Genomic DNA, 18786 nt, shown 5'->3' on the forward strand with positions numbered 1-18786 from the left:
CGTTCTTGCATTAGGACCAGACTGATAATCCATGGTCTATCACACAACTGTCAGATTGCCTCGTAACTACTTCAACTTTGGTCCGGTAGGCAGTTGGTCCGCCCTTGGCTATGGTTGGCCTGTAGGTTCATTTATTTTGTCTCATTTTTAGAAAAACTATACTAATGATCGCTAAGGATATTATAAATGGACATATATAGATAAGGGTGTTGTTGTGGTGATGTTCTAATGCATCGTTATCTTTTTGAATATCCGAATACTCTTCATTTGTTTTTAGCTATTCATGCTTGTCAGTGCTGCTTGGCATATCTTCACTATTTGTCTCTATTGTGTTATCAAAATAGGTATCGTTTGTTGATTTATTTGTATTCGTGGTATCAGTTGGCAAGAGTTCAGCGCGTTCAGTTCTTATCAAAAACCTATCGTAGGCATTATTTATTTTCAGTAAGTTTATTTTTCCCGCTTGCCCCTGCTTAACAAAAGACGCTTTCTTTCTTCTAAACAGGTCGTTGATGCTTTTTGTGAGATGGGGGCTTGCATCTTTCATCTGGGGATAGCTAGAAAGTCTGTTCATCGTCATCGTTAGATGATCAAAGTTTGCCACATCAGCAAATTTAATGAAAACAGGGACTGTTTCATCAGTTTGCTTTAATCTCCCAATTACGACAGGGATGTATCGGCCTTATCAGCTAAATAAAGAACGCCCTCAAGGAAATTTAATGCCGTTTGGGAGCTCTCAAAATTGTATTTATTAAGGGCTTCCGCCAATTCCATTGCAACATTATCGCTTTCGTTGTCTATGCCCAATTCACTCAATTTTGTAGTGTTCTCATCAACGCGTTTTTTCATAGAGTGCAGCTCTTTAAGCAGCGCTTCTTGTTCTGATACGGCTCTATGATCTGTCACTGAATCGTCAGCAGTCATTAACAAATTGCCAGTGACTAAAAATAAAATAACTGCAAGGTATTTGTATGAAGATGAATACATCGGTGAGGGTATTAGATTGTAGATTCTACAGAAATAGCATTTTATGATCACATCTCAAAATCAGGCAACGGGTAGTCATGACTTTGCATATCCGCCATCGTGGTCGGCCTACGGGGATAGATTTCCTAACCGCTTCGCAGAATTTTTGTACTTTGTTTATCCCCATAGGTTCACCGATGGGTAAGTATTTGCAAAATAGAATCGGCGAATTTTGAGCCGCTTTGTCCCTATTTGCTGTTCTTTTGCCCCCAAAACAGGGGATTTCGGCTCGCATCCCCAAAGGTCAGACCGATGGAGATAAGGTGCGAAAATAGAACATCGAGATCAGCGAATTGCGGTATTTTTAGGCTACCTTGAGTTCCTCCTTTCCGTTATCGCGGTGATAGTAATTGAGCAGGCCTCCGAGGCGTTCAAATTTACGAATCTCTGAGGATTGATCCGGTTTAGCGGGCGAGTAGGGGAATGGGATCAAATTGTCTAGGCCCTGATGGTTTCGCTCATGGTGAAAATGCTTCATATACTCAGAAATCGCCTTTTGCAGCGAGTTCTCACCCAAGAAGATGAAGTGGTTCAGGCACTCACGCTTGATGCACTTGACGAAGCTTTCGGCATAGCCGTTTTGCTCAGGACAGCCTCTCATTGTCGGAACGACTTTCACTCCGGCCTTCTCGATGATGTCAATGAAGGCAGGAGTCTAGAGCGGATCGTTGTCGACGATGAGGTATTTCATGCCCCGGAGGAACCCATCGAAGTCGTTGGTCAGTTCTCGCGCCAGGTTGCACATGACCTCGCCGTTGACCTGGCACCCTGTATGCACAATCTTGACTTTGCGTTTGGCAATATTGATGACGAAAGAGCTTAAGTAACGGACCAGTCCATATGGCGTCCAGACTTCTGTCGTGAAGAAATCAGCGGCGGAGATGACTGATAAATGATTGCGCATGAAGCGTTTCCAATTGGTTCGCTTCGCGCGTTCGGGGGAGGGGAGTATGCCGCTTTGCCGGAGGATGTTGCCAACCGTAGATTCGCAGACGTCGTAGCCAAGATTGGCCAGTGCGCCTTGGATCCGGCCATAGCCCCAATGGTCGTTTTCTTGGGCGAATTAGATGCACAGCTGCCGGATGATTTGCATGCGCTTCTGGCCTTCGGTGTTAACCGTGCGCTTGGCTGTATACTTGAGTGCAATCAGGCGACGATGCCATGCGAGCAGTGTTTTCGGCGTCACTAAATTAGCGTATTTTTCGAGATGGTCTTTGCCGAGTTTTTTGGCCTTTTCGGCGAGACTGCGACGCTGGCAGTCGTTCAGTTTGAGCTTTTTGCCAGTGGCGTCGAGCTGCTGCTTGAGCACTCGATTCTCCTCGAGTAGATACTCAATGACATCCTGTTGTTTTCGATTCATCCAACCAGCCAAAGTTGCCAAAAATAATCGTGCTTGCGTCTTCAAGGCACAATTTTCTAGAGTTTCGTAAAAGGCTGTCAATCAGCTTGTTCATCCTCTGCAGCGTAAGTTTGCACCCACCATGGAGCCCCGGTCGAATTTCGGTTGGTTTTGTCATTGCAGCCCGATTTTGCGTTTGTTCCGCCTACTCCAACAGTAGCCATCAGCTTGGTGAATTAATCGATTCTCCTGGATATGCAGACCCTGACGCCGGGCTACTGTTATAGTGTGTATAGTTCGCCAGATTTATCCAATGACTCTTGGGAAGAGGTGTTTTCATTGGATGCGTTCACCACCAGCCTAAAGCAGTTCTTTGTGTTGCCCGACGATTGGGATCGAGCCTTTTACCGGGTGGTGATTGAGTGAATGTACGCTAAGATGATTAATCCAAAATTTAGGGGGACAATCTGACCCAACTGCCTCAAAAACCCTCAAGGGAGGAAGGATACTATAGTTCGTAAGCTTATCCTGAAAGCCACTCCAGCGGGGAAATAACAGGGGAGGAAGGAGTTGACAAACGGAGAGCGAACGGAGAATTCTGCTCACCAAACGGAGAAAATTGCAGGTATAGATGATTTAAAATGTCACGGTTTGTCGCAGGTGGAGATGCTTAGGCCTGCCAATATAATTCCACAAAACATTGATAATCATGTGGTTTAGAAGCTATTGTTGTCCCTGCTTAAACAGGGGACTAACCCCTTTCAAAAGTTCGCATTAAAAATGCTTGGTCGGGCTGCAGGGATTCGAACCCTGGACCTCGTCGTCCCGAACGACGCGCGCTACCAGACTGCGCTACAGCCCGTAATTGGGAAAAGAGTGCATTTCATGCATATCCGGAATACTGGCAAGCAGAAATTTAATTTTTCCTGCACAGACGAAATCTCGACAGTAAATCGAACTCTTGCCAGCCTTAGGGCTATGATTGCTTCCGATGTTTTGACGCTCCCCGAGTCTCTGGAACCCTTTCGCGAATTCTTCCCGGATGACGTTCCGCCCTGGGAGTGGATACCGCAAATTGAACAGGCGCTCGGCAGCGTCAAGTGGCTGCTGATGCAAGGCCACAGTGCGATCCCGGCGGGAGTTCACATCAAGGGCAAGGTCTACATTCACCCGACTGTCAAGCTGCCGCCGATGGCCGTCATCGAAGGGCCGACCTGGATTGGCACCGGCACGGAAATCCGCCCCAACGCCTATATCCGTGGCAAGGTGATCATCGGCGCGAACTGCGTCATCGGCAACGCCTGTGAACTCAAGAACTGCCTCGTCCTCGATGGTGCGCAGATCCCGCATTTCAATTACGTGGGCGATTCGATCCTCGGGCAGAAGGCGCATCTCGGCGCGGGCGTTATTTTGGCGAACCTTCGCCTTGACCAAGCCAATGTGCCCGTTCGACTGCCGTCGGGCTCGGTGGACAGCGGTTTGCGCAAGTTCGGTGCGATCTTTGGCGACCATGCGGAGGCGGGCTGCAACGCCGTTATCCAGCCGGGCACCGTGCTTGGCCGCAAATCGGTGGTTATGCCCTGCATGCCCTATGGCGGCGTTCTGCCAGAGGCAAAAATCGTCTACGCGAAGTCCGAAGTACGCATCATAGATAGGCGTTTTTAGTTAAATCGCCATAAACAAAACTAATAGGCTGGTTGTCTTGCCCTGCAATCGAGACGCATTCTCGATATGGGGGTTGTTTATTGAGACTGGTTCCTGCATGATGTAGGTATGAACCACTCAATGCCAGCTTCGTCGAATCCGTATGCCGCCCAGGTCGGGGCAGGCCTCGCGGAGATCTTTCCCGCCAGCACTCAACGTGGCGGGCATGGGCACGGTCATTCGGGCGGTGGTGAGGCGTTAACTGAGCCTTTTGCTGAGTGGGCGCCGGAGCTGAATTGGCAACGTCGCGACGTGCCGCTGAACCTGTATTTGCACACGCCGTTCTGCCACCACCGTTGCGCGTTTTGCCCGTTTTTCCAAAACATCACACGCCCGGGCTTCAGCCGAGACTACGCGGATCGGTTGATCCAAGACTTGGAGCACAAGGCGCGTGGGCTGGGGGACTCGATCAACGCACGGCGGGTGAGCTCGGTGTTTTTTGGCGGCGGCACGCCGAGTGACCTGGATGCTGACGACTTGGCGCGGGTGTTGATGACGCTGCGTGGGCTCTACCCGGTGGATGACGAAACGGAGATCACCGTCGAGGGCCGTATCTGGGGCTTTACGCGCGATAAGGCCGAGGCCTGGCTCGACGCTGGGGCGAACCGTATTTCGATCGGCTTGCAAAGCACGAACACCAGAGTTCGCCGCTGCATGGGCCGTCTCGCCGACCGCGGTTTGATCCGTGAAACGCTGCAGAACTTCGTTGATCTTGGCTTTGTGACCATTGTCGATCTCATTTACGGTCTACCGAGCCAGGACGTGGATTCCGTGGTGGAAGACGTCCGCTTCCTCGCGGAAGAAACCGGCATCGATGGCCTGGACCTCTACGCGCTCAAGCAGTTTCCGGGTAGCCCGTTGGCCAAAGCGGTGGAGCAGGGGAGGATGAAGCCGCCGGCCGACATTCACCTGCGCGCCGATATGTTTACCGCGGCGGAGGCCGAGCTAGCGCGGTTTGGTTTCGAGCACTTCACGCCGCAACACTGGCGTCGCAGCGAACGCGAGCGCTCGGTTTACAATCAGCTGGCGAAGACCAGCGCCGACATTCTGCCCTTTGGCTCGTCGGCGGGCGGGCGCCTGGGCAACGTCGTCCTGTCGGGATATCGTGTGCTGGCCGACTACGAAACCGCAATCGATTCAGGGGAGCTCGGGGCGCATTGCCTCGTGGCTGCGGACAAGCCCGGGCAGGCATTCACCGATGCGCTCACGGAGTCGATTCAGCGCCGCATGTTGCCGCCGTTGATCGAGTGGCCGGATAGCCTTGCGGCGGCACCGATCATCAACAACTGGCGTGAAGCGGGGCTAATTGAGTCACCGGAAACGGGCGGCATTCCGCTGACTAAGGCGGGTTGTTTCTGGTTCCCACGCATCCAACAGTTGCTGGCTATGTGGTCGGTGCGCATGGCGACGAAGGCCGCCTGACGGCTCATTTGGGCGTGCCGAGCCTTGACGCCCGGCGAATTAGCAGCGGCTAACCTTGAGCCACCACATGCTTTGCGGCGTCGAGTTGCTCAGGCCGATGGCAATGGCGCCAGCATTGACGAGCGAGGGGAATTGCGCGCTAAACTGCGGAGTCCAGACATCGTAGCAGTCCTCATAACGCCAGAACATGATCGAATTGAAGCGAAACCAGACCCAAAATTCCTGCTTGCTCGTCAGGATTGCCTGAACGGATGAAGGGTCCGCATTTTGGGTCATCAAGGTGGCGATTTCGCGCAAGCCGTCGGGGCCTGAGCCTTGCAGATGTCCGCAAGTGTGTGGTCCTACCTGGAATCTGGATCTCTTGGTTACTGGCATTTTAAACGGTAATTCAGGAAGCTTTGTTGCTGTTGATCAAAGGAAGTGCAGTGGCACGCATCCGAAATTGATGCACTGCAAATAGCAAGGCGCAAATTCATAAAAAATAGGACAAAGACCCTCCGCCCTGCTCTAGGTAATACGAATTCCTAGCCGGCTGTGTGCTGCATGTAAACTTCCTCGTAAGGCTGGATAACTACAAAGCCGTCGCCGGAGAATTCCATCTGAATGCTCTCGCCACTACCGCGGCCGACAAAGGTTTTTAGCGATACATCCTTGCGGAACGCGGGCTCAAGGTTGCCCGACCAGGCGACGGTGGCGTTGGGGTCGGTGATGATGTTCTTGCCCGGCGTCACGCGCAGCGTCACCGGATCATAGTGTGTGGTGAAGGCGATAAGGCCGCTACCTTCCAGGCGCACATTGAAGAGCCCGCCGGACATCATGGCGGCGACCTTTTTCATCATCTTGATGTCGTACTTAATGTGCTCTTCGAAGGCCAGGATGTCGTTGCCGTTGACGACGATGGCTTCGTTTTGCAGCTCAACGATGACGACTTTTTTGCCCTCGTCGGCGAGGTAAACCACGCCTTGGCCCTCGGCGCGGGTCAGGCGGGCACCTTCACCGCTCACGGCCTTCTTGAGCAGGTTGCCGATGCCCTGGCTGAGGATGCCTTCGCGCGTGAATTTCACTTGGCCGTGGTAGCCGACCATCGAGCCCATCTTCGTCCAGACGGAGCCATTGAGGTTCACTTCGAGCATGCGCTCGTTTTCGAGTTCGAAGAGGCCTTCACCGCGGTCTTGGTTGGCGGTGCGGGCGATGAAGCTGGCGAGGGATTTATCAGACATGGCGTATTGAGTTATTGGCGAACAGTTTTTACGCAGGATTTGGCGCCTGAGCTTCGTTGACAATATTATTTTGTATCGTGCATCTGTTTGCTCATGAAATATTGTTTTCTAATTGCCTCGTTTAGCGGCGAGTTCCGGAGGGTTGAGCATGGATCGGCTTGAAGGGGTGGTGGGATGTAGCTTGGTCACTTTGGATAACACGGCTTCGAGCAGGGGCGTCATGACGTTGAGCTTCTTCATCTGGATGACCATATTCCAAAGTGGCTCAAACTTTTTCCAGCCACTGGTGTAGAAAAAGTGCTTGAGCTGGTGCTTGGGCGCGCCGTGATGTAGGCTGGCTCGCGCGATGTTTGGCCAGCGATAGAAGTCGACGTAGGCGCGGTCGTAGCCCGCCTTCAGCTCATCGGCTGTCATCCGCAAGGGTTGGAAGACCACGTGGCGTGTGTCGTAGCGGTCCCAATTATCAGTGGTCAGGCGGTCGGCGGCCTGCATTTGCTGGTAGAAGGCGGTGCCGGGGTAGGGCGTGGCAATGTGAAAGGTGGCCGTCGTGATGCCCATATCGACGGCCCATTGGACGGTGCGGTCGAAGACGTTGGCGTCGTCGGCGTCGAGCCCGAACACGAAACTGCCGTTGATCATGATGCCCAGGTCATGCAAGCGGTTAATGGCGCGCTGATAGTCTCGCCCGAGGTTTTGCCGTTTGTTGCTTTGCTGGAGGTTGCCTTCATCCAAGCTTTCAAAACCGACGAATACGCTGCGCAGACCGGCGTCCGCTGCGTGCTCAATCAAGTCTCCGTCGAGGATGGAGTCCACCGTGGCGGCGCCTTGAAAAACCCGGTTCATACCGCGCATGCCGTGGAACAGGTCGCGGGCGAATCGCTTGTGCCCGAGCAGGTGGTCATCGAGGAAATACAGGTGCCGCCCGGGTAGCCGCTCGATCTCGGCCAGGGCATCATCCACCTGCTGGGTGTAAAAGGATTTGCCACCGGTGAAAAATGCGTCCTTGTAGCAGAATTCGCAGTGGTGTGGGCAGCCACGGGTGACCACTATAGAATTGGGGACGAGGTAGAGCCGCCGGTCGATGAGGTCGCGTCGTATTTGCGGAACACCCGCTAGCGTGCGTTGGCGGGAGGTGTAGCGGCGGGCGATTTTCCCGTTTTTCAGATCATGGAGGAAGCGGGGAAAGGACTCCTCCGCGGGCCCCAGAAATATGGCGTCGGCGTGCGCTTCCGCCTCCTCGGGCAGCGAGGTAACATGGAGCCCGCCCAGGATGACCAGGCATCCCAGCGCGCGGTAATGGTCGGCAATCTCGTAGGCGCGGTAAGCGTTGGTGATGTAAACTTGGATGGCGACAACGTCGGGCCGGTCATTGAGGCGGAGCTTTTGCACGTGTTGGTCGACGATCTCAGCTTCGTCGTCATCGGATAGGAAGGCCGCCAGAGTGGCGAGCCCCAGCGGCGGAAAGAGCGAATACTTAATGGGGCGCCAGAATGGGCTCTCTGCTTCAGTTAAGGATGGCAGGATGAATTTGAATTTCACATAAGCTTTGTCATGCAAAGCAACTTTGTGTTCCAAAGTTATCTGCCTTTCGCTCATCATTCCAGAGAAGCATGCAGAAAGATAGGCTTGACATGCTGTGATGGTTTTAATCTGATGCGGACATGAAGCTGCCTGCCTCGCATGTGCTCTGTTTTCTCCTGCTGCTGCCCTTGGCTGGGCTCAACGCGCGGACCTGGACGGATAGTCAGGGGCGGACACTGGAGGCTGACTACGTTTCGGCGAATGAGACGAGTGTGCAGGTGCAGCGTGTTGCCGATCAGCAGGTTTTCACGCTTCAGTTGGTGCAACTGTGCCCGGCCGATCAGGCGTTTGTGGCCGAGCAGATCGTAGCCGAGCAAGGCGTTCTCCACACGCCGGATGAGTTTGAGTTTGCGCACTTTCGACCGCGAATCGTTGGTTTCAAGTTTGGTAATAAGCGCGTGCCGGCGAACTACTTGGGAGCTATTTCGATACGGGAAAAAACGCTGGGCAGCGTCCCGTATTGGATGGACGGAATGAGCATCGGTAAGGACGGCGAAATCATCATGTCTTCCGGCAACGGAACGACGCCGCACATGAAGTTGATTACGTGGTCTCCCGAGGCGGGGGAGCGCGACATCGTGCCGCTGGTTTACAAGAAGCATGAGCAAGGCATCACGCCCGATGAGCGTAGCAGGGACGAGGCGCGCGGCGTATTTTGGTTCTTTGGCGGGCAGATCGCGCATGACCGAGATGGCGAGGTGCTGTTCACGCTGGGGGCCTGTTGCGATAACGGAATTTTTCGCGTGGATAGCACGCACCCGGTGCGCCTGAAGCGGCTCAATACCGGCATCTCCAGCAGCAGCCTCCAAGTGCCACCGTGGGATGACCGCTGTGCGTACATTGCGCGTGGGAACTACATTTGGAAGTATCGCCTTTCCCGCAACGATGCCGAACAGGACGGCTTGGTTTTCACGATCGAAGGCGATGACATTTTTATGGCTAGCACCTTGATGCTCAGTGAGGATGCGCTCATCACCTGCCTCAGCATGCCCACCGATGAAGTCGACGAACGCGGGATGCGCGTCAGCGGAAAATTCGGCATCTACATTGATCGCAAAGCCAACGGCTATTACCTCTTTGACGACGCCTATCTCGGCGCCATGGCGCGCAACCCGAGCACCGGCCAACTCTTGCGCGTGGCGAAAACCGAAGACCGCAAATACGAGGTCCGCGAGTTTGAGCTGGTGACGAATTAACTACTCCCAAGGCAGGAACTGGAACTTGATGAACAGCGTGTTCGTGGCGGCGGCAGCGATGGCGCGGGCGAAAGTCTTTGGGAGAAAAACATACTCGGTCGCGCATTATACTCCAATGAGTGTTAATGCGGGCAAATCCTTGGTCTGTCAGTGTCGGCGCGTCGCCTGTTCTCAAGCAGGACGGTGCCACCTTTAAACTTGCCACCATGCCGCCGGGGCCTCAGCGTTTCCCGCTTCTCATGAGCCAGAAACAGCCCAATCAAGACAATTCCCATGACCTTTTTGCCGTGCGCCGCGAAAAGCTCGACAAGCTGCGCGCAGCCGGACGCGATCCCTTCCGCGCCAACTGGGAACAGACGCACACCAGCAAGCAGGCCTTCGCGCAATTTGAAGCCGAAGAAGCCGCTTTCTTTGACGCGAACCCCGAGGTGAAAAAACAGCTCGAGGTTTACGAGGCTGCCGCCGAGAAATTGAACGCCGCCAAGATGGAGCGCCGCGCCAAGATTCAAGCTGGCGAGATCACTCCGCAGGACCCGTTTGAGCTGCCCGAAGTCCCCGCGAAGCCGGAAGTGCCGATGGGCCCCGAGGTCTCGATGGCTGGCCGCGTTATCACCTTCCGCGTGATGGGCAAGGCGAGCTTCATGAAGATCCTCGACCGCGACGGTGTCATCCAGCTTTACGTGACCCGCGACGACCTCCCCGAGGGCGAATACAACGACTTCTTCAAGAAGATGGTCGACATCGGCGACATCATCGGCGTTCGCGGCCAGACTTTCCGCACCTCGACGGGCGAGATCACGGTCCACTTCAAGGACTACGCGATCGTTTCCAAGTCGATGCGTCCGCTGCCGGAGAAGTTCCACGGCATGACCGACAGCGAGCAGATTTACCGTCAGCGCTACCTCGACCTGATCAGCAACGAGGAGAGCCGCACGCGCTTCCGTCAGCGCAGCGAGATCGTTAAGGAAATTCGCCGCTACCTGTGGGACAAGGACTTTGCCGAAGTCGAAACGCCCTGCCTGCACAATGTGGCCGGTGGCGCCGCTGCGCGCCCTTTCGTCACGCACATGAACGCGCTGGACTGCGATTTCTACCTGCGCATCGCGCTGGAACTGCACCTCAAACGCATGCTAGTGGGCGGCGTTGACCGCGTGTTCGAGCTCAGCCGCGTGTTCCGCAACGAGGGCCTTTCCCGCCGCCACAATCCCGAGTTTACGATGCTCGAGGTCTACCAGGCATACTCCGACTACCGCGGCATGATGGACCTCGTGAAGGGCCTGATCATGCACCTGTGCGAGAAGGTCCTCGGCACGTATCAGATCCCGGTTTACGGCAAGGACGAGGTGATCGACTTCGCCGCTCCGTGGCGCGAGGCGCAATACAACGACCTCATCATCGAAGCGACTGGCGACGCCGATTGGTTCAGCCGCAGCCGCGAGGAAAAGTTGGCCGCTTGCGAAAAGCTCGGCATCCAGGTGGACCCCGATGCCGCTGATTTCGAAGTGACCAACGACGTCTTTGAAAAGCTGATCGAGCCCACACTGATCCAACCGACATTCGTCACCCGCATCCCGAAGGAGCTTTGCCCGCTGGCGAAGCTCAACGAGTCCGGCGACGGCTCGCTGGATGTGTTCGAACTCTGCATCAACGGCCAGGAAATCGCCCCGGCTTACAGCGAGCAGAACGACCCCTTCGTGCAACGTGAGATGTTTGAAGCGCAAGTTGGCGAAGAGACTCAAGACCTCGACGAAGACTTCCTCGTGGCCCTCGAGCACGGCATGCCTCCCGCGGGCGGCATGGGCATCGGCATCGACCGCCTGGTCATCCTCCTGACCACCGCCTCGAACATCCGTGACACCATCCTGTTTCCAACTTTGCGCAACAAAGTAAGCGCGGAGTGATTGGCCAATAGTTGAATGCTTTAGCGCCCTGACTCCAGATGGAGCAGGGCGCTTTCTTAGAGGGCGTCTAAAAACTCAAGTGGTCTTCGCCGGAGGGCGTCTTCGAGGTCAAAATATCATTTCTTCATCTCGACGAAACTGGTTTCGCCTTGATTCAGAAGCCGAAATTTTGCCTCTCGAATACATCTCGCCGACTCGATTAGACTTTTTAGACGCCCTCTTAGGCAAAAATTTGAACTGCAGCGGAAATATTGCTGCGTGACTAGCTGGTTTACGCTTCTGTGGTAGTCGCCACTACCGACTTGGCTTTACGTCGGCGAAGGGCGATCAAGCCCAGCAGCGAAACAAAACCAGCTCCGGCAATATATGTGCTGGGCTCTGGAATGGGAGAGGCACCTACGAGTGTGAAGGAGATAGGCTGTTGGCCTGTGCCAAAGCCGCCAGATGACACACTGAAGCCAGCGCCGCCGAGTTCTTCGATGAGCGCAATTTGCGATGCATCCAAGCCAGCATAGCTAACCGATCCGCCAGCAGCATTGAACCCAGCAGGCGAAAACTCGTCCACAAAGTCGACAGATGCCGATACGTTAATAGTCATACCGCTCAGAGTCAGCGTGGGGAAGGAAACAGTGCCGGGGCCGCCTGAGGCAAATGAAGTTGTGATGGCGCTTAAATTAACAGTACCGGCAGTCGCAGATGTGATGCCTACGAAGTTGCCATCCCAGTCGACTCCTCCTTGAGGTGAAAAAAAGCTGTCTGTTGTTCCCGATACTGAGCCTGACGCTGTGATCAGTTTCGTTCCCGCATCGATTTGAAAAACGAGTGCTGCTTGGGTGGCTGTAGATGTCAGTATTAATACAGAGATTAGTGAGATGTGCTTTGGCATTTAGATGTATTAGTAGTAGTTTATTGTAATGAGAGTATTTGTTTATGTTTACGTTAAAAATGGTAGGTGTCACTTTATTCTGCCGATTAATACCCATACAAAATAGGGGGATGGTGGGTATTGCTTGAAGAGGTCTCTAAGCATTGCTTGCCCGGTCGATGCGGATTGCTTACACTAAACGAAGTGCTGATGAATGCTCGGGGGGGGCTTTCTGGGCACTCCATGCGGATGCCGGGTTGCGATGGTTCGCACAAGTTTCTCGGCTGAGGCTTGACCTCGGCGTCATTGTCCGCCCTCCTCGGCGAGACATGGATTTAGACAAGATAATTACCCACGGCGGTGGTTCGCACCGCGACGAGTTTCTGGCCTGCTGCCTGTTGATCAGCGAGTGCGCTGTGCCGATTGAGCGCCGCGACCCAACGGAAGCCGAGCTGGCCGACGCCCGCATTGCCGTGGTGGACATCGGCCACCAGCACGAGCCCTCGCTCAGCAATTTTGACCACCACCAGTTCCCGCGCGACATGGCACCGACCTGCGCACTGTCTCTTGTGTTGATGCACATGGGGCTCTACGACCACGCCAAGCAATTTTGCGACTGGCTGGAGTCCACCGAGCACTTTGACTGTCGTGGTGCCAAGGAAACCGGCGAGTGGATCGGTGTGACCCCCGAGCAAATGCGACGCCTCGATTCGCCCATCGACCCAACCATCCTGCGCCTTTTCGCGGGTAAGGCCGTGCACCAGCCCGGCGAGCCTCTCTGGGAAGTCATGCGCGCGATGGGGCAGGAGTGGGCCAGCTACGTGCGGGGCCTCGCCCAGCAAATCGAATTCCTCGCCGAGCATGGCGAGCTCTGGACCATCGAGCAGGACGGCGCGGCATTCGAAGTCTTTGCGATTCTGAAACGTAACTCGCCGCTAGGCGACTCCGCCACTGGCGTTGGTTTCCACCTGAAGGCCATTGGGAAGGAAGAGTCCGTGGTCGCAATTGCCTACCCAGACAACCGCAGCAATGGCCACGGTTTGCGCAAGTTTAATGATAGCCCGACACTCGAGTTTACCCGTGTCGCGGACGAGGACGACGTCCACTTCGCTCACGCCCGCGGCTTCATTGCGAAGACGTCAGCCGAGACGCCTGAGCGCCTGAAAGAGCTGCTGGCCAAGGCCTGGGTGGGCACACCGGCTTAACCAGCTTTTCTGCCTTGGAGCGTATCCCTGCTCAGCGGGATCGTCGCCGCCACGTTGGATTTGCATTTGCACAATGTGCAAATCTACCGGTGCAGCAGGATGCTGCTTACACGTTGTGGAATTCTTCGACGAGTTCGGCGGGGTCTTCCTGGCGCATGAGCGCCTCGCCGCAGAGGATGGCTTTCGCTCCACAAGCGCGGGCGCGGGCGGCGTCTTCTCCAGTGAAGATGCCGCTTTCGCTGACGGGGATCACGTCGTCCGGCATTTGCGGAATGATCTTTTCGGAGATGCCAATGTCGGTTACGAAGCGGCTCAGGTCACGGTTGTTCACGCCGACAATCTTTGGGCTGAATTCCAAGGCGCGGTCGAGCTCACGCTCGGTGTGGACCTCAAATAGCGCATCAAGGCCGGCTGCTTGCGCGGCGTCGTAAAGACGGTCGATCTCGTCGTCTTTCAGGGCGCGCACGATGATGAGCATGGCCTTGGCACCGGCTTCGGCGGCTTCGACAATTTGAATCGGATGGATAAAGAAATCCTTGCGCAGGCAGGGGATGTCGCGGCGGTGGTCACTGAGGAAATCCGTGACGCCGCAGAGGTCGTTGAGGCTGCCGCCAAAAAACTTTTCGTCGGTGAGCACGGATAGGCAGTCGACTTCCGCATTGTGGTATTTGCGGGCTTGCTCGGTGGCGTCGGGCAGCTCGGCAATCTTCCCCGCAGACGGCGAGCGTCGCTTGATCTCGGCGATTACGGCGAGGCCCTTGGGCGCGCTCAGGGCTTCCGCAAAGGTCTTGCCGGTGTGGTTGCGGGCGAGGCGGTTGAGTTCGGTGTCGCGCACCGGGCGAATGCGGTGTTCGATTTCGAGGCGCTTGTGCGCCATGATTTCGGCAAGTTTGTCCATGACTGAAACGTGCGAATGAAAGCGATTCCCGCGCCGCTGGCAAGGCGAGAGATGGATCTGATTGGCCAGGCGTGTCGGTTGTTTTAGGAAGCGAATGTTGCTTCCAGAAACTCAAACAACTCTTTGCTTAGGGCTTGGGGGTCCAATCGGCGGAAGGCTTTCTCGGCGGCGGTGGTGTTCTTTTGCCACGGCCAGGGCTTGGCGTCGACTTTGAACAAGTGGACGCGTGGTCCGAGCGGGCGCCAGCGTGTGGGCGAGGTGTCCGGACGAGTGCTCGGAATGATGCAAAACGTCGGGCAACCAGTGGCGGCGGCCAGGTGAGCCGGGCCACTGTCGCGACCGATGAATACCGTTGCGGTTGAGATCAGCTCGACGAGGCCGGGCAGTGGCAGTTTGCCGGCAAGGTTTTCCACGGGCCTGTGGCGGGCTTTGAGCTCGTTGGCCGTTTGCTCGGCGAGGGCAAATTCCTCCTTCGTGCCGATTAGCTGAACGATGGGCTCGCCAACTGGTGGCAATGCAGCTTCGGCGAGTGTCGCTAGCAGCGTGGGCGGGAGCTTGGCCTTGGCGCCAAAGGAGCCACAGTGGACGACCACGCGGGGCTGTGCATGGTGGGCGTTCCAAGCGGTAAAGGGCAACTGGGGCGTCCACGGGTCTTTGATTTTGGGCAAGGCGCTCTGGACGACTTCCAGGCAGTAGTCGAGCTCGTGCTTTTGACCGGCGTCCTTTCGGTAGGGCAGAGTCTGGGTCAGCCATTGCTCGTCACTGGTGAAGCCCGCGCGAGTGGGAATGCCAGCCTGGGCTGCGAGGGCTGCGCAGGCAGGATCTGGGTGCAGGTGGATGGAAATATCGAAGCGGTAGGCGGCAAGCTGTGGCGCGGTGAGTCCATCCCAAGGGATGAATTGCGCGGCGTCGTCGGGGGCGAAGAGCAGTGGGCCAAAGGCTTGCTTGGCGCAGAAGCAGACAGTGGCTTCCGGGTAGGCGCGACGGGTCGCCTCCACGAGGGCGGAGGAGATGATAACGTCGCCGAGCCGGTCAGTCCGGAAAAGCACAATTCGCATGGCAGGTCAGCTTGGAGAAGTTGTCCGTCGCGCCAAGTGAAAAGGTAGCAGGAGATTACAGACCCAAGCCAGCGCGGATGGCGGTGAGCTGGGTGTGCAGCTCCATTTTACGGCGTTCAACTGGTTTTAAAAACTGTTCCAGCTTGCGCTCGGCTTTGACTTCTTTGCCGATTTTGCGAAACGTGCGCGGGCTCGCGTGATACCGTGAGCGGAAGCAGCGGTTGAAGTTGGTTTGGTTGCCAAAACCGACTGCTTCGGCAATGTTGGCAATTCCGCGGTCCGTGTGAAGCAGGAGGAGGGAGGCAAGGCTCAGGCGGGTCGTTTGAACGAAGTGGCGGTAGCTCTGATTGGCTTGGCGCTGGAAGAATTTGCCGAATGCCTCGCGCTCCATGCCGAGTTGTTGGGCGACTAGACTTTGTGGCAGCTCGTGATGGACGTTATTGAGAATGTAGTTGTAGGCCTGGTGCATGCGCGCGGTGCGCTCGGCATTACGGTCTGCGCAGTAGCTTTCGCTGGATAGCGGTGCGCCCTGAGTCTTGCTCAACAGACCAAGGATTGACAAAAACTGGCAAATGATCTCGTGGTCGATGGCGCTTCGGAGGGAATTCAGTTTGCCTGCCGTAACGGTAGCGGCGTCGATGCCGAACTGCAGGCCGCGGTTGGCTCCATCGAGCATGGCGGCGACCCTGGCCAACTCGGGCGAGTCGTCAATCACCCCACCGCAGCAGTCGCGCCGAAATTGCAGGACGTAGGCGCGCGGCTGTGTTCCAGAGGGGATGCTATGAAATTTATGGGGGAGTCCTCCACCCAGCAGGCAAAGATCGCCCTTTTTAAAGATTGCGATGGAGTCACCGACGAGCCGCAGGCCTACGCCTTCCGCAATCAGCGTTAACTCGATCTCATCATGGTGGTGAAAAGGCGTGTCGAAGCGGTCTCCTTCTAATTCAAAGAAGCGAAACGATTCGTTTTGCTGATGATCTTGCTGCTGAAAGCTTGCTTTAGATTCCATAGAATTGGCTAATTTGGCCTAAGGAATGGCATAAAAGTACTGGTTTGAGCCGTCCAGCACAAAATGATTTTGTCAAAGCCCTTATCGCTGAGTGGTTTATGCATTTCTTGCCTCGGATAAGCCAAAAAACCTTAAAATAGTCCAGAGAGTCGTTTGAAGAGCGCCTAACATCTTGCGGGGCATTTGCGGGTATTAGGAAATAAGTTGCGCTTGAAAAGGCGCTCGTTTTACTGACGGCAGAATGTCTAGGCGATTCAAAGGCTACTGGAAGTGGGTGCTGGGAAATTGGTGGGCGGATAAGCGCTATTTTTTCCGTCACCAGCTCAAGGACCGTTTTAAGTTCTTGAAGGGCTATAGCCGCTATCAGGCCAAGGAATTTGCTGATTGGCGTGGCAGCGCCGAAGCTCGTCGGAAGACGGCCAAACACGAGCGTTGGGCCTCCCGCGCGAACGCCAAGGAGTCTGTCAAGCAAAGCGGGGCGCGGTTCGGGGAGTTTGTGATTGGGGTGCTGACGTCGCCGTTTCGCTTCGCAAGCTGGTTGTTTCGAAAGATCAATCAACTACGCAAGATGTCTTTCCGCGAAGCTTGCGTGGAGCTGTGGTATGGGTACCGGGCGCTAATTGCCTGGGGCCTGAATCGGCTGGAATTTTTCTTTTTCCGTTGGTCGAAGGCGCCGCTTTGGCTGAGGGGTATTAGTGCATTGGCGCTCATTGGCGGCATTGGTGGAGTGGTCTCCTTGCCCTGGGTGGTGAAGGCGGCCAAAAGTTACCGCAGTGAAGTGATCTTTGCTGAAGCCAAGGAGTTGAAAAAGGACGGACGCATCGTGGAGGCTTACACCAAGGCCCGCGCCGCTGCGCTGCTCGATCGTAGTGATCCCGAGCTCTTGGAGCTCACCACCGAGCTGGCCAAAGATACGCGAAACCCTGAGCTTGTTTGGTGGAGTGAGCTCAACGCCAAGGCCAGCGGCTATGATGTTGATTCCCTTTCCGAGCTAGTGGAAAACGCCAGCCAATACCGTCGGATTCGTGTGGCCTCGCGCTTCTATCAGCTCATGGCGCAGCAGTATCCCGACCATGAGCTGACCACCGCTGCGCGCGTGCGTCTCTTGATGGCGCAAGGGCGCTTGGCCGAGGCTAATGAACTAGCTGGACGGGCCTTTGCCGATGGTAGCCAAGCTGCCGCGGTGCATCAACTAATGCTCCAGCGCTATTGGCTGGATACTGAGCCCGAGGCTCGGGCCGAGCTGGCTGGCTACTTTCAGGCCAACATCTTGCGCCAAGATCACGTTGGCTTGGGCATCATTCATATGGCCTTGGTCAATCCTCAGCCGTTCATGAACGACGGCCTTGATTTTCAGCTGGTTTTAGATGCGGCAAAAACGCATCCTGACATCAAGCCGCTGGAGCTCGCGATGGCCTATGGCAGGGCCGGTGAAACTGGGACGCTTGCCCTTGAAACTGCCATGCAGGGCTTTTATGAGGCAGTGGATTGGGAGGATGTCGAGGACTGGGATGAAGCACTGCGTCTGCTGAGGACATTTCAGTTTTACGAGGTGTTGGAGCATGACGCCTTACAGCGGCAGATCAGTGCTGATGAGGCATTATCCGAACTTTACCTCGAAAGCCTTGTTATGGCCGATGAGCCGGACTACGAGCAACTCGATGCGATTATTAATAGCCCGGCTGGCAGCACGCAGGTAGCGCTCAACCCCCGCGACCGCGCCTTCTGGCTAGCGGTGCTGGCGCAGCGCAATGATGAGCAGGAGAAGTTTCGCGAAAACGTGGTTCGTGCTTTGGAATTTTCCGAGGCCAAGGATTGGTGGAACCTCCAGCAAGTCGCACAGCGTGTATTTGAGGGGCAGGCTTTGAACGAGTTTTACAGCGAGTCTCTGCGACAGTCTCCGAATTCACCACAGATCCTTGGCGGTTTCCTGAACGCTCTCTACAGGCAAGGTAACGATGCTTTGCTGCAACGAATTCTGCCACAAGTCTCACTGCAAACCCTCTCGAATTATCCGGGCATTCAGGCGCAAGTGATCTACCTGAAGGCGCTCTACGGTCAAGACCTGGAGCTGTGCCGCTACTATGCGGAGGATTTGGTGGGGCGCTATCCGGCACGCGCGGACAATTATCTGGTGCTGGCCTTTGCGTATTACCAATCTCAGCATCCAGAAGTTGCCAATAAGATAGTCCAGGAGCTGCCTGTCAATGCGCGCACCAGTGAGACAAATCCCTACGCATTTTTTTGTTATGCGGTGTGTAGCAAGGATCTGGATCTAGTGCCCACAGACAAGCTGCCTCTTCAGCAAGAGCATGCGGTGATTCAAGCCGCGAGAATGACCCAAATGGGCGCGGAGTCCTAA

The 18786-nt window shown here is 55.5% G+C and carries 19 protein-coding genes and 1 tRNA gene; 7 read left to right on the forward strand and 13 right to left on the reverse strand.

Annotated features, from left to right (window positions below):
* Nucleotides 1–277 precede the first annotated feature (277 nt).
* The 5 genes from RBB62_RS15140 to RBB62_RS15160 all read right to left on the reverse strand — a co-directional run bounded on the left by RBB62_RS15140 (nucleotide 278) and on the right by RBB62_RS15160 (nucleotide 2386).
* Nucleotides 278–547: a hypothetical protein gene (locus RBB62_RS15140; RefSeq protein ID WP_309399846.1), complete on the reverse strand. Its 270-nt coding sequence runs from the start codon at nucleotides 545–547 to the stop codon at nucleotides 278–280.
* A gap of 113 nt (nucleotides 548–660) precedes the next feature.
* Complete coding sequence (locus RBB62_RS15145; protein ID WP_309399847.1) at nucleotides 661–987, reverse strand: hypothetical protein; 327 nt, start codon at nucleotides 985–987, stop codon at nucleotides 661–663.
* A 343-nt stretch (nucleotides 988–1330) separates the two neighbouring features.
* The gene (locus tag RBB62_RS15150) at nucleotides 1331–1645 is read right to left on the reverse strand and encodes an integrase core domain-containing protein (RefSeq protein ID WP_309399848.1); all 315 of its coding nucleotides are present in this window, start codon (nucleotides 1643–1645) and stop codon (nucleotides 1331–1333) included.
* A 36-nt stretch (nucleotides 1646–1681) separates the two neighbouring features.
* Entirely contained in the window at nucleotides 1682–1930 is a 249-nt protein-coding gene (locus tag RBB62_RS15155; RefSeq protein WP_309399849.1) for a hypothetical protein, read from the reverse strand.
* A 159-nt stretch (nucleotides 1931–2089) separates the two neighbouring features.
* On the reverse strand, nucleotides 2090–2386 hold the full coding sequence (locus RBB62_RS15160) for a hypothetical protein (RefSeq protein ID WP_309399850.1): 297 nt from the start codon (nucleotides 2384–2386) through the stop codon (nucleotides 2090–2092).
* A 234-nt stretch (nucleotides 2387–2620) separates the two neighbouring features.
* Here RBB62_RS15160 and RBB62_RS15165 point away from each other — a divergent pair, with 234 nt between their 5' ends.
* Nucleotides 2621–2791 carry a hypothetical protein gene (locus RBB62_RS15165; protein WP_309399851.1) on the forward strand — a complete coding sequence of 57 codons (171 nt, stop codon included), beginning with the start codon at nucleotides 2621–2623 and terminating at the stop codon, nucleotides 2789–2791.
* 359 nt (nucleotides 2792–3150) lie between these two features.
* On the opposite strand, the gene RBB62_RS15170 is transcribed toward RBB62_RS15165, so the two are convergent.
* A tRNA-Pro gene (locus RBB62_RS15170) sits at nucleotides 3151–3227 on the reverse strand.
* 116 nt (nucleotides 3228–3343) lie between these two features.
* On the opposite strand from RBB62_RS15170, the gene RBB62_RS15175 reads away from it, so the two are divergent.
* Together RBB62_RS15175 and RBB62_RS15180 are read left to right on the forward strand one after the other, a co-directional pair.
* Nucleotides 3344–4030, forward strand: coding sequence for an acyltransferase (locus RBB62_RS15175; protein WP_309399852.1), 687 nt, complete (start codon nucleotides 3344–3346; stop codon nucleotides 4028–4030).
* A 120-nt stretch (nucleotides 4031–4150) separates the two neighbouring features.
* Nucleotides 4151–5491, forward strand: a complete 1341-nt coding sequence (locus RBB62_RS15180; RefSeq protein ID WP_309399853.1) for a radical SAM protein — start codon at nucleotides 4151–4153, stop codon at nucleotides 5489–5491.
* A gap of 39 nt (nucleotides 5492–5530) precedes the next feature.
* Here the strand turns inward: RBB62_RS15180 and RBB62_RS15185 are convergent, their stop codons facing one another.
* The 3 genes from RBB62_RS15185 to RBB62_RS15195 form a co-directional block, all read right to left on the reverse strand.
* Nucleotides 5531–5866 carry a hypothetical protein gene (locus tag RBB62_RS15185; RefSeq protein WP_309399854.1) on the reverse strand — a complete coding sequence of 112 codons (336 nt, stop codon included), beginning with the start codon at nucleotides 5864–5866 and terminating at the stop codon, nucleotides 5531–5533.
* A 149-nt stretch (nucleotides 5867–6015) separates the two neighbouring features.
* Complete coding sequence (locus tag RBB62_RS15190; RefSeq protein ID WP_309399855.1) at nucleotides 6016–6711, reverse strand: AIM24 family protein; 696 nt, start codon at nucleotides 6709–6711, stop codon at nucleotides 6016–6018.
* A 108-nt stretch (nucleotides 6712–6819) separates the two neighbouring features.
* A complete protein-coding gene (locus tag RBB62_RS15195) occupies nucleotides 6820–8250 on the reverse strand; it encodes a B12-binding domain-containing radical SAM protein (protein WP_309399856.1) in 1431 nt (476 codons plus the stop codon).
* 122 nt (nucleotides 8251–8372) lie between these two features.
* On the opposite strand from RBB62_RS15195, the gene RBB62_RS15200 reads away from it, so the two are divergent.
* Nucleotides 8373–9488 (forward strand): hypothetical protein, encoded by a 1116-nt coding sequence (locus RBB62_RS15200; RefSeq protein ID WP_309399857.1) that lies wholly within the window; start codon nucleotides 8373–8375, stop codon nucleotides 9486–9488.
* A 239-nt stretch (nucleotides 9489–9727) separates the two neighbouring features.
* A complete protein-coding gene (gene lysS, locus RBB62_RS15205; protein WP_309399858.1) occupies nucleotides 9728–11389 on the forward strand; it encodes a lysine--tRNA ligase in 1662 nt (553 codons plus the stop codon).
* Nucleotides 11390–11660: 271 nt separating this feature from the next.
* Here the strand turns inward: lysS and RBB62_RS15210 are convergent, their stop codons facing one another.
* Complete coding sequence (locus RBB62_RS15210) at nucleotides 11661–12275, reverse strand: PEP-CTERM sorting domain-containing protein (protein WP_309399859.1); 615 nt, start codon at nucleotides 12273–12275, stop codon at nucleotides 11661–11663.
* Nucleotides 12276–12583: 308 nt separating this feature from the next.
* Here RBB62_RS15210 and RBB62_RS15215 point away from each other — a divergent pair, with 308 nt between their 5' ends.
* Nucleotides 12584–13459 (forward strand): MYG1 family protein, encoded by an 876-nt coding sequence (locus tag RBB62_RS15215; protein ID WP_309399860.1) that lies wholly within the window; start codon nucleotides 12584–12586, stop codon nucleotides 13457–13459.
* 106 nt (nucleotides 13460–13565) lie between these two features.
* On the opposite strand, the gene trpC is transcribed toward RBB62_RS15215, so the two are convergent.
* From trpC to RBB62_RS15230, 3 genes are all read right to left on the reverse strand, one after another.
* Nucleotides 13566–14357, reverse strand: a complete 792-nt coding sequence (gene trpC / locus RBB62_RS15220; protein ID WP_309399861.1) for an indole-3-glycerol phosphate synthase TrpC — start codon at nucleotides 14355–14357, stop codon at nucleotides 13566–13568.
* An 83-nt stretch (nucleotides 14358–14440) separates the two neighbouring features.
* Nucleotides 14441–15415, reverse strand: a complete 975-nt coding sequence (locus RBB62_RS15225; protein ID WP_309399862.1) for a glycosyltransferase family 9 protein — start codon at nucleotides 15413–15415, stop codon at nucleotides 14441–14443.
* A 55-nt stretch (nucleotides 15416–15470) separates the two neighbouring features.
* Nucleotides 15471–16424: a helix-turn-helix domain-containing protein gene (locus RBB62_RS15230; protein WP_309399863.1), complete on the reverse strand. Its 954-nt coding sequence runs from the start codon at nucleotides 16422–16424 to the stop codon at nucleotides 15471–15473.
* 241 nt (nucleotides 16425–16665) lie between these two features.
* Here RBB62_RS15230 and RBB62_RS15235 point away from each other — a divergent pair, with 241 nt between their 5' ends.
* Complete coding sequence (locus tag RBB62_RS15235; protein WP_309399864.1) at nucleotides 16666–18786, forward strand: hypothetical protein; 2121 nt, start codon at nucleotides 16666–16668, stop codon at nucleotides 18784–18786.

It is taken from the genome of Cerasicoccus maritimus (assembly GCA_031296935.1).
GTDB classification, from domain to species: Bacteria; Verrucomicrobiota; Verrucomicrobiia; order Opitutales; family Cerasicoccaceae; genus Cerasicoccus; species Cerasicoccus maritimus.

What these genes read in the sequence shown, in the direction of transcription:
- RBB62_RS15140 (WP_309399846.1), bottom strand. Translation starts at nt 547, where the DNA reads ATGAAAGATGCAAGCCCCCATCTCACAAAAAGCATCAACGACCTGTTT.
- RBB62_RS15145 (WP_309399847.1), bottom strand. Translation starts at nt 987, where the DNA reads ATGTATTCATCTTCATACAAATACCTTGCAGTTATTTTATTTTTAGTC.
- RBB62_RS15155 (WP_309399849.1), bottom strand. Translation starts at nt 1,930, where the DNA reads ATGCGCAATCATTTATCAGTCATCTCCGCCGCTGATTTCTTCACGACA.
- RBB62_RS15160 (WP_309399850.1), bottom strand. Translation starts at nt 2,386, where the DNA reads ATGAATCGAAAACAACAGGATGTCATTGAGTATCTACTCGAGGAGAAT.
- RBB62_RS15165 (WP_309399851.1), top strand. Translation starts at nt 2,621, where the DNA reads ATGCAGACCCTGACGCCGGGCTACTGTTATAGTGTGTATAGTTCGCCA.
- RBB62_RS15175 (WP_309399852.1), top strand. Translation starts at nt 3,344, where the DNA reads ATGATTGCTTCCGATGTTTTGACGCTCCCCGAGTCTCTGGAACCCTTT.
- RBB62_RS15180 (WP_309399853.1), top strand. Translation starts at nt 4,151, where the DNA reads ATGCCAGCTTCGTCGAATCCGTATGCCGCCCAGGTCGGGGCAGGCCTC.
- RBB62_RS15185 (WP_309399854.1), bottom strand. Translation starts at nt 5,866, where the DNA reads ATGCCAGTAACCAAGAGATCCAGATTCCAGGTAGGACCACACACTTGC.
- RBB62_RS15190 (WP_309399855.1), bottom strand. Translation starts at nt 6,711, where the DNA reads ATGTCTGATAAATCCCTCGCCAGCTTCATCGCCCGCACCGCCAACCAA.
- RBB62_RS15200 (WP_309399857.1), top strand. Translation starts at nt 8,373, where the DNA reads ATGAAGCTGCCTGCCTCGCATGTGCTCTGTTTTCTCCTGCTGCTGCCC.
- lysS (WP_309399858.1), top strand. Translation starts at nt 9,728, where the DNA reads ATGAGCCAGAAACAGCCCAATCAAGACAATTCCCATGACCTTTTTGCC.
- RBB62_RS15210 (WP_309399859.1), bottom strand. Translation starts at nt 12,275, where the DNA reads ATGCCAAAGCACATCTCACTAATCTCTGTATTAATACTGACATCTACA.
- RBB62_RS15215 (WP_309399860.1), top strand. Translation starts at nt 12,584, where the DNA reads ATGGATTTAGACAAGATAATTACCCACGGCGGTGGTTCGCACCGCGAC.
- trpC (WP_309399861.1), bottom strand. Translation starts at nt 14,357, where the DNA reads ATGGACAAACTTGCCGAAATCATGGCGCACAAGCGCCTCGAAATCGAA.
- RBB62_RS15225 (WP_309399862.1), bottom strand. Translation starts at nt 15,415, where the DNA reads ATGCGAATTGTGCTTTTCCGGACTGACCGGCTCGGCGACGTTATCATC.
- RBB62_RS15230 (WP_309399863.1), bottom strand. Translation starts at nt 16,424, where the DNA reads ATGGAATCTAAAGCAAGCTTTCAGCAGCAAGATCATCAGCAAAACGAA.
- RBB62_RS15235 (WP_309399864.1), top strand. Translation starts at nt 16,666, where the DNA reads ATGTCTAGGCGATTCAAAGGCTACTGGAAGTGGGTGCTGGGAAATTGG.